11 protein-coding genes are annotated in these 12,323 nt (G+C 66.4%); 5 read left to right on the top strand and 6 right to left on the bottom strand.

The features are described 5' to 3' along the window. Positions 1–999 precede the first annotated feature (999 nt). The 3 genes from TU31_RS38725 (at position 1,000) to TU31_RS20390 (ending at position 2,534) form a co-directional block, all read left to right on the top strand. The gene (locus tag TU31_RS38725) at positions 1,000–1,497 is read left to right on the top strand and encodes a hypothetical protein (protein ID WP_158894583.1); all 498 of its coding nucleotides are present in this window, start codon (positions 1,000–1,002) and stop codon (positions 1,495–1,497) included. 120 nt (positions 1,498–1,617) lie between these two features. Beyond that, complete coding sequence (locus tag TU31_RS20395; RefSeq protein ID WP_042156761.1) at positions 1,618–1,869, top strand: hypothetical protein; 252 nt, start codon at positions 1,618–1,620, stop codon at positions 1,867–1,869. Positions 1,870–1,964: 95 nt separating this feature from the next. Further along, on the top strand, positions 1,965–2,534 hold the full coding sequence (locus TU31_RS20390; protein ID WP_042156759.1) for a hypothetical protein: 570 nt from the start codon (positions 1,965–1,967) through the stop codon (positions 2,532–2,534). Between the two features lie 222 nt (positions 2,535–2,756). Here the strand turns inward: TU31_RS20390 and add are convergent, their stop codons facing one another. Genes add through TU31_RS20360 form a run of 6 tightly spaced genes read right to left on the bottom strand, consistent with a single transcriptional unit; the run spans position 2,757 to position 8,172 of the window. After that, positions 2,757–3,836, bottom strand: coding sequence for an adenosine deaminase (gene add / locus TU31_RS20385; protein WP_042156757.1), 1,080 nt, complete (start codon positions 3,834–3,836; stop codon positions 2,757–2,759). Positions 3,837–3,874: 38 nt separating this feature from the next. Then, on the bottom strand, positions 3,875–5,053 hold the full coding sequence (locus TU31_RS20380) for a nucleotide sugar dehydrogenase (RefSeq protein ID WP_042156755.1): 1,179 nt from the start codon (positions 5,051–5,053) through the stop codon (positions 3,875–3,877). 2 nt (positions 5,054–5,055) lie between these two features. Further along, positions 5,056–5,520, bottom strand: a complete 465-nt coding sequence (locus tag TU31_RS20375) for an NUDIX hydrolase (protein ID WP_042156753.1) — start codon at positions 5,518–5,520, stop codon at positions 5,056–5,058. 14 nt (positions 5,521–5,534) lie between these two features. Next, a complete protein-coding gene (locus TU31_RS20370) occupies positions 5,535–6,800 on the bottom strand; it encodes a DegT/DnrJ/EryC1/StrS family aminotransferase (protein ID WP_042156751.1) in 1,266 nt (421 codons plus the stop codon). After that, positions 6,797–7,759 carry a phosphotransferase gene (locus TU31_RS20365; RefSeq protein WP_042156749.1) on the bottom strand — a complete coding sequence of 321 codons (963 nt, stop codon included), beginning with the start codon at positions 7,757–7,759 and terminating at the stop codon, positions 6,797–6,799. Before TU31_RS20365 ends, TU31_RS20370 begins: the two co-directional genes overlap by 4 nt. Next, positions 7,756–8,172 (bottom strand): carbamoyltransferase C-terminal domain-containing protein, encoded by a 417-nt coding sequence (locus TU31_RS20360; RefSeq protein WP_158894580.1) that lies wholly within the window; start codon positions 8,170–8,172, stop codon positions 7,756–7,758. The genes TU31_RS20365 and TU31_RS20360 overlap by 4 nt, the downstream gene beginning before the upstream one ends. Positions 8,173–8,217: 45 nt before the next feature. Here TU31_RS20360 and TU31_RS20355 point away from each other — a divergent pair, with 45 nt between their 5' ends. After that, positions 8,218–9,558, top strand: a complete 1,341-nt coding sequence (locus TU31_RS20355) for a tyrosine-type recombinase/integrase (protein ID WP_245698622.1) — start codon at positions 8,218–8,220, stop codon at positions 9,556–9,558. A gap of 257 nt (positions 9,559–9,815) precedes the next feature. Next, the coding region (locus TU31_RS20350; RefSeq protein ID WP_370682750.1) for a WD40 repeat domain-containing protein at positions 9,816–12,323 on the top strand (2,508 nt) is incomplete at its 3' end.

The following is a 12,323-nucleotide window of genomic DNA, read 5'->3' as shown; positions in this document are numbered from 1 at the left end:
GCGGCCATAGGGGGCGTCGGCACACATGTGCTGCGTTGCCGGGCTGTCGACCTTTGGTTTGGGAAGCGGGAGACCAACCGTGATCAAGAACATTTTGCGTGGCCTCGCCAGGGCTGCATCACAGCAGCCAGACACCGCGTCCAACCGCCCCGGCAACCCGATGATCTACAGCTGGCGCTGCGAGTGCGGCGCTAAGTCTCGCGGCTCTGACATCAGGGCCGACACGGAGTACAACGCCCAACGGCACCAGTGGCGTCATCCCGTGGGTCATCCGAAGCCGGAGGTCTACTCCGTCGAATAGGTGTGAGCGAGCCTTTGGGGGTGGCCGGCCCCCGGCCGACCGCCTGCGGCTTCCCCAGGTACGCGAAGTGGCGGTCAGCGCGCACCGGATGTCAGTAGCATCCAGCCGACGGCGGGCACCGCAGCATCAACCGGCGTGGCGCGGAGCCGAAGGCTATCTCGGGGATCGGAATGGACGCATGGGCAACGCCTGGACGAGGCTTACTCAGGAAGCGGGAGAACGCGGCGGCCCTGATGCCCTGAGGGCATTCTACCGGGCGCAGGGGCAGAAGTCGGCGGTCGCGTACATGGCCTGCTTCGCTGCGGTCTCGGGGGTGGCGTATGGGGTGAACAAGTACCGCAAGTATGCCGAGGGCAACCCGGGCACACCCGCTGCGGATGTCCCCGTGTCGGCGAACACCCCTGTGCCGACACCGCCACAGCCGCCTGAGCCTGCCGCCATTCCTGAAGGAGACAGCAGGGACACGGCCCCTGCGGTCGACGAGGCGTCGGGATAGCTGGAGTGCTCGGACTGCGCTTCGGGGCTTCAAAAACGAGCGCGGTGAAAACCCGCCGTCGCCAGGTCCACCAAACGCGATAGCTGTCTCCGCAGCAAGCAGAGGACGAGGTCGGGCGGAACCATGAGCCGATCTCGCGCGAATCACCGGCTTTGCAGCAGAACCCCCAGCGCAGCACCCCCTGCTCGGACATCATCGTGCCGTGGACTCGCAAGGGATCGGCGCGATTGCCGCCGCCAGTGTTGCCGCTGTAGGCGTTCCGGCCGCGCTACTGGTGGGGCGTTGGCAGATGAAGGCGGCTGTGCGGTCGGCAGATGAGACTGGGCGGGCAGGGGTCGCTCAGGCCGAGGCAACCGCCCGGTCTGGAATCCAACAAGCCGAGGCCACATACAAGGCTGCCGTTGATGCGGTACGTACTGAAGCGTCCGCTGCTCAAAGGCAGTGGCGTCGGGAAGTGCAGCGAGAGGCGTATGCGACATTTCTGCTGGCGCTGCAACGGTTCGTCATCGCTTCTGAACGGCTCCTCAAGGAGAGCGAAGACGCCCCTGGAGAAGAGAGAATGGCGGAGCTAATGGCTGCTTTCGCGGACGCTGAGCAGGCAATGCTCTCCGCAACCGTCATCGTTGAGTTGGAAGGCCCGGATCGGGTTGCGCGGATCGCGCAGAGCATCTGTGATCATGCGGGTTTCAAGGGATTTTAGGATAGGCACCGTGCCCAGGCTACTGAGCTTCGATTTATCTTTCGGGAGAAGCTCGATGTTTCCGTACCTGTGCAAAGCGTCGCTCTCACTGCACTTAGGGAGTTTGAGTACGCGGCATGGATGTATGACGAGGCGCAAACTGCCGAGTCTCGTGGCGCGATGGAGCGGACTAAGGTGGCGGCGTCAGGTGCCCTAATTGCCACCGCCTTGTACGAGACCTCTGAGATCAATGTGCTGCTTGACTATTTGACGCCGGACCTCATTCTCGATGAGAGCTATCACCGCCGGAGCGGTGAACTTGCCCTTGAACGCATGGAATTCATCGCTGCGGTTCGTGCTGAACTTGAGGGAACCATTTCCTCTTCGGCGTAGCGTCACCGCCCGGTGGCCGCTTCCCCGTGGATAGACTGCTGTGTAGCCGCTGGTTGTGGGCCGGGCCGACACCACGCCGTGTGTTGGAGGCCCAGATGCCCTGCCCCCTGATCGCCAACGCGGACGCGATCCGCGTGACCCGTCTCGACCGCTGCGGCAGGCCAGTCTGCGGCGAGGACAACGGCTACGACATCGAGCTGAACTTCTTCTCTGTGAGCCCTGAGTTCATCGAGATCACGACGGGCAACCCGGTCGTGTACGGCTTCGACGGGAAGCCGATCGGCTACGACGACTGCTCGCTGAAGTGCGATTCGGGGTTCGCGCTGGAGCTGTGGGCCGAGGTGCTGGGCGAGGACGTGTGCGACTCGGACGGCGGCGAGGGGGCGTGGATTTACTTCCTCCTGCCGTGGGTCATCAACGGGATGCTCGGGGACCTCGAAATCGGCAACGAGGCCGTGAGCCTCACACTGAACGGAGCGACGCGGGCCGGCGGCGGCTGGGGCCGCGGCCCCTACAACGTCATGCCTACCAACCTGGCCGGTACGCCGGGCCCGCTCCTCACCCCGCTCGGCCCGACGTGCCACCGCCGGACTCTCGTCACCTCCGTCGCGCCGCCCGACCCGGTGTGCGATTACACGCCGGCGTTGTGCGGCGCGTCGGCCTGACCGGAGCCCGGCGATGACCACACCCGAGGTCGACATCGTCGTGCCGGTGAGGGTAGGCGCGGCGAACGAACAGCTCCGGTACGCCCTGCGGAGCTGGGTCGCCCACCTTCCGCACCGGCACGTCTGGCTCGTAGGACATCGGCCGGCCTGGACCCGGAATGTGCGGCACATCCCGACCCAGCAGGCGGGCGCCATACTGACGTCCCTGGAGGTTCCGTGGATTCAACGCGAGGCGCAGTCCTCGCGGGCACGGTGGGGGTGTCCTTCGGCAGGATCTGGGGCATCTCGTTTCATCCAATGCTCGATTCCGATCAAGGCGTGTGTGATGAACTCGGTGGGTGCCCCGGAGGATTGGATCGATGTGCTGGCTATAGCTGCCAATTGCGAGTCCGTCACCGACAGTTGGGTCCGGGCGATCTGGTACTCCGTGAGCATGCTGGTCTTCAGCAGCAGAGGGTCGTCCGAACCCAGGGAACATGGCACCCCGCTCTCCAGGAGGTGCAGTAGGGGATGTTCTTCGAGGTGCTTGACGACTCCCAGGACGCGGTTGGACGTCAGGCACACGTCCAAGGCGATCCGTTTGTTGGCAAGGTGTTCCATGAGTGCCGGGTTTTCGGCGGCGCGGACTCCATGGGCGATCCGATCGGGGGACAATGCGTCGAGTGTGCTGCGGATACTCGGTCCGCCCATGAGTTCCCCTGCATGCGGTGCGATGATCAGTCCTGCGTCCCGGGCGATTGCGAAGGCTTCGCTGAATGCTTCCGGAGTAGTGGCAGCTTCATCACCGGTAAGACCGAAGGCAACTACGCCGCGGCCGGCATAGTCGGCGGCGAGTCTCGCGAGAACAGTGGCATCTCGCGGATCGCGGTTGCGGCTTGCGCTGAGGATGAGTCCGAAGCCGATGCCGAGGGTTCTGCCCGATGCAGTTCCGGCGTCCAAGACGAGGTCAAGCACGTCTTGGGCCGAGCCGAGCGCTGGAGCGTAGGTCGTCGGATTGAAATGTGGCTCGATCCAGACGGCTCCCGAGGCTGCCGCATCCTCGACGACCTCTCGTACCAGGCGCCGAATATCACCTCGTGTTCGAATCAGCTTGACGACTGCTCGATAGCAGTGCTGGAACTCGTCAAACGAGCGGTAGGAGTCGACCTGCGGTATCGGCTTGGCATAGGTGCTTGCCAGTTCCGCGAGAGTTCCGGGCCGCATGGCGCCCTTGAGATGGAGGTGCAGGTCGGCTTTCGGCAGGCTCACCAGGCAGCGGTCACTCGAAGCGAAATCCCTCGATGTTGAGGGTGCGTGGGGCATGGCCATGTCCTCGGAGTAGGAGCAAGTCGGACAACAGGTCACAGACGTTCGACGTTCGCGCCGCTGAGGCGTGCTCGGCAATCCAAGACGTACGGCGCATGGTCCTCGATGAGTTGGAGATCGAACGCATCGTGGTCGGTCAGCAGGACAACCGCGTCGGACGTCGCCGCATTGTTCGCGGTGGGCTGGGAATAGTGCACTCGGACATCGAGGCCGACCGGATCGTCGGCGTGAGGGTCGACGATCTCAACGTGAGCTCCGAGTCCGGCCAGGAGCCTGGCGATGGTGATCGTTGGGGAGTTCCGGGTATCGCCGGTGTTGGGCTTGTAGGCCATGCCGAGCAGGAGTATGCGTGAGCCGTTGACCGGCAGGCCCTTCCGGTTGAGTGCATCGGTCAGGCGCTTCACGATATAGGCGGGCATCGCGGAGTTGACCTCGTCGGCCGCCTCGATCAGCCGCAGTGCCTGGCCTGTCTGCCTCCGGACTTGCCAGGACAAGTAGGTGGGGTCGACCGGAAGGCAGTGCCCGCCAACGCCGGGGCCGGGTGTGAAGTGCATGAAACCGAAGGGCTTGGTGGATGCGGCATTGAGTGCCGCCCAGATGTCGGTGCCGAGCTGTTGGGCGTGGACAGCGATTTCATTGACCAAGGCGATGTTGACTTGGCGGAAGGTGTTCTCCAGGAGTTTCGCCAGTTCGGCGTCGCGCACCGCGGCGACTTCGACGACAGTGTCGACGAGGCTCCGGTAGAAGTCACTCACGGCTTTCAGAGACGCATCGTCTACCCCGGAGACGATCTTCGGCGTGTTTTGGAGGGTCCATATTCGGTTTCCCGGATACGTGGTGGATTCCAGGATGATGACGCAGCCCGGCTGAAGGTGTGGCGCGAGCGCCAGACCGGCATGCTCGATCGCGGAAAGATCTGGTGCGCCGTCGTGTAGCGGAGTCGGTACCGCAATAATTGCGACATCGAATCCGGCCAAGTCTTCTGGGCGCGTGGTTGGCGCGTAGAGCCCGTTCGCCAGAGCTGTCGCTATCAGCTCCGCCGGCACGTCAGGACTCGATGACTCTGCGGCTTGCAGCCGTTTCACGCGGTCTGCGTCGGTGTCGAATCCCACGACTTGGTGGCCGACTTGGGCTGCCCGGATGGCCAGCGGCAGGCCGACGTAGCCTTGGCCGAGTATCACCGTGCGCAGCGGTTCGGAGGGGGCGTCGATCATTGTCACTCGACCGGTCGGGGCAGGTCGGCGCCCAGCAGACGCTCGTGAAGCTCACCCAGGGCTGTGCGGTTGCTGTCGAATCGCAGCAGGTCGCTGGCCGCCTTGTAGTCCAGCCACTGGAGGTCGGTGTGCTCGTCAGAGAGCCTGATCTCCTCATCGGTCAGGTCCGCGGCGAACGAGTACTCAGGCACAACGTAGGTTCCCGCCGGCCAGCTGTCTCGATCAGCGAAGAACCGTGCTGGGATGCTGGCGGTGGTCTGGAGCGGGTAGAGCGCAACTGTCCGATCGAGGCCGAGCTCTTCACGCGCCTCGCGGACGGCAGCCTGCTGCGGGCTCTCACCTGATTCACCGCCGCCGGCGACTGCCTGCCAGACATTCATGTCCTGGCGGCGCAGAACGGCGTATTCGATCTGCTCGCCGACATGGCGGAAGGGTACGACGAGGATTTGGAATGGTGCTCGGGGCATGTGACTCTCCTTGGCTAGGAATCGGATGGAATACGGGTCGTGGCGCGCTGATGTTCCGCTTCGCGGAGTTGGCCGCAGTTGTCGTGGACCTTCTCCACTGCACGTACGACATCGGCGAGTTCCGATGGGTCTTCGAGCAGCATGCCCGACCCGGCTGCCTGTCCCAACAGCACCAGCCTGGTGCAGGCAGCACGGGCCTGCGTACACGACACGGTTCGTGAGTGCCCATAGTCCCGGGCTGCGTCGTCGGCGTAGATCGGCTCGTCGGGACAGGCGACGAGGTCGCGGAGACCGACAGGGATGCCTTCCGCTCTCAGCGCGGAGCGGAAGGAGTTGGTCGAAATGTTGCTGAATGCTTCGGCGCCGATGGTGAACGCGAGGGAGAACCGGCCGTGTCTGGTTACCCGTGGATCGAGATCGGCGGGCACAGGCTGCAATCCTGGCACGCTGGACAGTCCGCTGGTGAGGAACGCTGCGCCCTTTGTCTTCGCTGCGAGTTGGCGGTCCAGGCGTTCGAGCTGGACGCCCAGTATGGCGGACTGAAACTCGCTGAGCCGCAGGTTCCAGCCCAGTTCGGGGTGGTGACCGGTGACACCAAGGGGGCGCCCGTGGTCGCGTAGCGATGCGATACGTGCCGCGAGCTCCCCATCTTGTGTGACAACCGCTCCACCCTCTCCGGCGGATATGTTCTTGGTACTGGCGAAGCTGAACACGCCGACCCGACCAAGCGATCCGGTGTGGGTGCCGTTCCAGGTCGCGCCGAGAGACTGGGCGCAGTCCTCAATGATCGGGACACCGTGTTCGGCGGCGATGAGACCGAGGCGGTCCATGTCGGCAGGGTGCCCGCCCAGGTGAACGGCGATGATCGCCTTCGTCTTCTCGCTGATCGCAGCTTCCACGGACGAAGGGTCGATCGTGTGGGTGTCAGAGTCGATGTCCGCGAACACCGGCACACCGCCGAGCACGGACACCGCGGTGGCCGTCGCCACATAGGTCATGGCGGGGACGACGACCTCGTCACCGGCCCGGACGCCCAGTGCTCGCAGAGCGATCATCAGTCCAGCAGTGCCGCTCGAGACCACCGCCACGTGCGGCACGTCGAGGTACTCGCCGAGCGCTCTTTCGAACACCTCACCTTGTGATCCGCTGTGGATCCCTCCCCAGCGGCGGCTGGCGAGGACACCGGCAAGCGCACCGAGCTCCGCCTGGTCGGAATGCGGCCAGGCTTGGAAGGCACGGGCCCGTATGGGTGGCCCGCCGAAGAGCGCGAGGGTGGTCACGGCTGAGCCTCCTCTGCGACCCTGCGCAGGAGGCCGCGGTGTTCGATGATCCAGGTCAACTGCTGGTGGCGGGCACGCGCAAAAGCCGGCATGCCGCGGATCTCGCCCTGGGGCGTGGTGAAGGTGCGCGTCTCCGCCGCTTGAACAGTGAGGTATAGGTCGATCATGATTGCGCGGTCCGTTGCGCGGATCGGGGCGACGGCGTGGTACGCGTTCAGATAGTCCCGGAACGTCGAGCACAACAGGTGCGCGGACAGCCGTGGGCTGATGCAGGCCATGAAGGCCCGGACGATCTCATAGGGCCGCGGGAAGCGGGAGACCTGATCGAAGTCGATGAACAGGCGACGGTCCGGGCCGCGCGTGATGAGCAGGTTGTCCGGACGTGCGTCGCCGTGCACCCAGCTTCGGGGTGCGGCAGCCAGCGACTGCGCTTCGAGCCCGAACTCCGCGAGGATCTTGATTCGCCATTCGATCGCTTCCTGGCTGGCTGCATCGTCAGTCTGCCGCCGGATCCTCTCCAAGTCTGCCGCGGGAGGGTCGGGCAGTTGAATGAAGTTGGGGCAGCGACCCTGCGGGCTGAAGCCTTCGAAGTGGTTGTGCAGAGCGGCGAGAGCGGAGGCAAAGCCAGCTGGCCCAGCCCGCTCCGCATGATCGACGTACTCGGCCACGGTGTACGTGGCGTCTTCGACCTGGGCGGTCCATTGGCCATCGCGAGTCAGTCTCAGGGGCGGGGCGAGGCCGCCCCGGGCCGCGTGCTGATGAGCCTGAGCCGCGAGTTGAACGCGTGCCGGGTCGAACCGCCGGTTGCACCGTTTGACGACGAGCAGCCCCTGGGCCGTGGGCACCACGGCGGACTGTCCGACGTGCCCGCCGGAAAGCAGCCGCGCAGGTCCGCTCACCTGTAATCCGTACTGGCGCAGGCACGCGGACAGCTCCGCCGCGCCCATCGTCGTAGTCACTTGGTCAGCACCCGATTCCCCATGACGAGCAAGTCCAGCCCCGAAGAGTAGAAGGTGCGGATCGCGTCTTGGGGGCTGCACACGATGGGCTCCTCTGCCAGGTTGAACGAGGTGTTGAGGACCGCGGCGACGCCGGTCCGGTCACGGAATCTCGTGATCAGCCGGTGGAAGAGCGGATTGGTGTCCACGGTCACGGTCTGAGGTCTGGCGGTGCCGTCGATGTGGACTGCGGCCGGGATGAGGTTCCGCGCCTCGTCCCGCACCGGCAGCGTGCGCTCCATGAAGTACACCGCCGGTTCCGGGCCGAAGTAGGTGGCGAAATCCTCGGCGAGTACGGCCGGGGCGAAGGGCCGCTGGCCCGCATGGGCCGGTGGCTTGCCGCCGAGCACCCGCAGATCACCGAGCCTGCCCACTGGACCCGGGCGACCTGCGTGGCCTGGGTGGCAACGGTGGACCGGATGCGGATCGGCGACTACGTCGAGCGCACCGCCACCCGCGGCGTGTTCGGCGACCCGATGTCCCCCTCCACCAAGGACAGTGCGCTCACCGCCAGCCGCGCGTTCTTCCGCGACCTTCAGGAATGGGAGTGGATTCCACGCCGGTTCGATCCCGGGCGCGCGCTGGAGACGCCCCGCAGCATCCGCGCCCTGCTGGGCCCCAATCCCCGTGTCATCGCCGACGAGGTATGGGCCAAGCTGCTGTGGGCCGGCATCAACCTCACCTCCGAGGACCTGCCCACTACCAGCAGCGGCCCGCGCTATCCCCTCGAACTCTCCCGAGCCGTGGCGCTAACCTGGCTGTTCAGCGGCCAGCGCAGCGACGAGATCCGCCGCCTGCGCACCGGCTGCGTACGCTGGCAGCATGACGGCACGGCCGTCAGCCCGGACGCCGCCGACGTCCTCGCACGCGACGCCGTCTGCCTGCTGGACGTCCCGACCCATAAAACCGGTACGAGTTTCACCAAGCCGGTCGACCCCCTGCTCGGACAGGCCATCGAGGTCTGGCAGGCCGTCCGCCCCGAGCAGCCGGTGATGCTGGACGCCAAGACTGGCGAGCGCGTGGAGTTCTTGTTCGCCCACCGCGCCAAACGCGTCTCCAAGGACTACATCAACCGCACGATCATCCCGGCGCTGTGCACGAAGGCTGGGGTCCCCGCCAGCGACGTTCGCGGCAAAATCACCAGCCACCGGGCCCGGAGCACCATCGCCAGCCAGCTCTATAACGCCAAGGAACCGATGACTCTATTCGAGCTGCAGGCATGGCTCGGACACCGGTCACCTAGCTCCACTCAGTTCTACGCGAAGATCTCTCCCAAGACGCTGGCCAAGGCGTACAGCGAAGCCGGCTACTTTGCCCGGAACGTGCGCACCATCGAGGTTCTCGTCGACCGCGACGCCGTTGCTTCCGGGGCGGCGGCCGCCGGCGAGCCCTGGCAGTACTACGACCTGGGCCACGGCTGGTGCACCTACACCTTCTTCGAACAATGCCAGCACCGGATGGCCTGCGCTCGCTGCGACTTCTACACACCCAAGGGCTCCAGCAGAGCTCAACTCCTCGAAGCCAAGTCGAACTTGCAGCACATGCTCGCCTCCATCCCCCTGAGCGATGACGAACGCGCTGCGGTCGACGACGGCCAAACCGCCATCGAGGCGCTCCTCGCCCGGCTTACTGACACCCCCACACCCTCCGGCCCCACACCACGGGAACTCGGTTTCCCCACCACTGCCACCATGCTGCCCATCGTGGAGGTCCGCCAAGTTCCTGATGATGTGGTCATCCGGACAGCCCGAGGTGTCTAGTGTCGGTCCCGGACCACTGATCGGGATGAGTGCTGGGGGAAGGGCCGATGAGGGAGTTGGCAGCGGGTGGACAGCCGGTGGGGAATGCGAGCGGGGCGCAACGGCATGCAGCGCTGTCGTTGGGGATCGCGTTGACCCGTACCGAGGACGGTGACTCTCCGCGGGCAGGGCTGGATGTGCTGGAGGAGGCTCCCGTTCATGCCGGGAGAGTCGCGGAGATCCTGACGGGGTTTCAGTACAAGCCGTTTCCGGCCACCGTGTCAGACGATGGGGGTGGGTACGGGGGGCTGGTCGAGGCGGCGGTGGTGGCCGAGGACGTCGATGTGCTGATTGTGCACATCGTTGGGCACGGCGAACTGGCCGAGGGCAGTAGCGAAAAGCTGTATGTCCTGGACAGCGATGGACAGCGCCTGAGTCGGCCGGTGGGAGCATGGATCGACCTGATCGAGGACCACCCGCAGCGGCACCGGCCGATGACACTCTTCATCTTCGATGTCTGCTATGCGGGCGAAGCCGCGGTGACCGCCTGGCACGCTCGCATGGACGTGGACCGGCGCCGGGCCTGGGTGCTGGCCGCTACTGGGCCCGGGCAGAAAGCGTTCGGCTACCGCCTGAGCCGGGCCCTGGTACAGGTCCTGGAGAAATACCGTGACTTGAAGGTGCGTTTCGACCCCTCCGTGCGCTACATCCCGGCGCACACGGTCTGGAGAGACATCGGACGTACAGTCAACGAGCTGGCCGACCAGGCCGACGGACTGCCACAGACGGTCCTGACCAGCCTCGTTCCCGGGCACGCCGACCTGTCCCACCTCACGTTCTTCCCCAACCCATCCTATGCCCCTGATCGTGGCTCCTCCGCCGTGGCCCCGGGCCTGCCGCCGGAGGTCGCTCGGCTGGCGGACTGGGCCGCGGACCCGATGCACTTCATGCGGCGCGCCGGCGGTGCTGAGCCGGTGCACCGCGCCTGGGCCGAGGGCTACTTCAGCGGCCGAACCGCACAACTGGACACCTTCGCCAGCTGGCTCGACGACGAAGCAGCCGCCCCTGGGCTGCGCGTGGTGACGGGCAAGCCCGGCGCGGGAAAGTCGGCACTGCTCGGCGTCCTGGTCTGCGCCGCGCACCCGGCCCTACGTCGCTACACCAGGGCCCTGTGGGCGGGCCTGGGCGACCGAGCCCCGGGGGAAAACGACCGACTCGCGGTGGTCCACGCGCGCCGCCTGGCCCTGGACGACATCGTCCACTCCCTCGCCCGCCAGTTGCGGCACATCCACAGCCGAGACGACAGTGGTGATGTGAGCGAGATGAGTGAGCAGGCTGTGGGTAATCCGGCGGACTATCTGCTGGGCCTACTCCCCAATGACGAGAGCCCGGTCACCTTGATCGTCGACGCCCTCGACGAGGCCCTGCAGCCCCAGGACATCACCACCGCCTTGCTGCTCCCCCTCGCCCGCAAGGCACACAGGCCGGGCAGCCGGCTGCGGCTGCTGGTCGGCACCCGTGACGACGAGCGGTTTCGCGGCCTGCTGGCCCTCGCGCGGGACGCCAGTGGGTGCACGGACCTCAGCGCCATCGTGCCCGAGGTCGTCTGCCAGGACGTGGCCGACTACGTCAGACAGCTCCTCGCGGCCGACGGCCCCTACGCCGTAGATGCCCTACGGCCGGTCCGGGACACCCTGGCCAGGGCAATCGCCGACACACTCACCGGGCCGGGCCTCAGCGACCGACCAGCCCAGGACACCGATGCCCTGCACTGGGGCGAGTTCCTGACCGCTGGACTCTACGCCCACTACCTCCTCGCCAGCCCACCCCCCGGCACCGCCGAGGAGGCCGCCGAGCTGGGCCGGGCCGTACCCCGCAGCTTGCCCGCGCTCCTCGAACTCGACCTGCAACGCCACCAGGAGCCTCTCCTGCGGCCCGTGCTGACCGCCCTCGCCTTCGCCCAGGGCCGCGGCATGCCGGAAAGCGTCCTGGCCCACACCACTACGGCATTCACCACACCCGTCGACAGCACAACCCCGCTGGCCCTGCCCGACCTGTACTCGCTCCTGGACGGCGAAGCCCGCTTCTACCTGCGCCGCGACGTCGACGACGACGGAACCACCCTCTACCGGCTCTTCCACGAGGGCCTCGCCGAATGGCTGCGCGTCCCCGACAACCAGCCACCCGATCAGGACACCCCCACCGCAGCACTACCCCCGCTCGACCCGGCCGGGCCTCTGTACGAGCGACTCTTGGACTCCGTGCCCCGCGACGCCTCGGGCCGCAGACAGTGGCACCTGGCCACCCCCTACCTGCTGCGGCACACAGCCCAGCACGCCATCAGAGCCGGACGCCTGGACGAACTCCTCAACGACGGCGGCTACCTCCAGCACGCCGACCCCCACACCCTCGCGGACGCCCTCCGGCACGCCCACTCCGAGCAGGCCAGGCTCAACGCCGCGGTCTACCGGGCATCCTGGGGCGTTCACCAGAGGCTTCCACCCGCTGCACGCCGCCAGCTCCTGGCCCTGGACGCGGCACGCTTCCGCAACACACCGCTGCAAGCGGAACTGCCCGGCGACACAGACTGGCAGGTGCGCTGGGCAACCGGAAGCCAGGTCTCCACCGCACTGGTCCGCACTCTCACCGGCCACTCCGACGGGGTGCGGGCGGTGGGGGTGGTGGAGCTGGACGGCCGGCCACACGCCATCACCGGCGGCGACGACAGGACGGTGCGGGTGTGGGACCTGACCACGGGCACTCAGACCCGTGAACTCACCGGCCAC

The organism is Streptomyces lydicamycinicus (assembly GCF_000829715.2).
GTDB classification, from domain to species: Bacteria; Actinomycetota; Actinomycetes; order Streptomycetales; family Streptomycetaceae; genus Streptomyces; species Streptomyces lydicamycinicus.
This window is presented reverse-complemented; position numbering and strand designations above follow the sequence as displayed.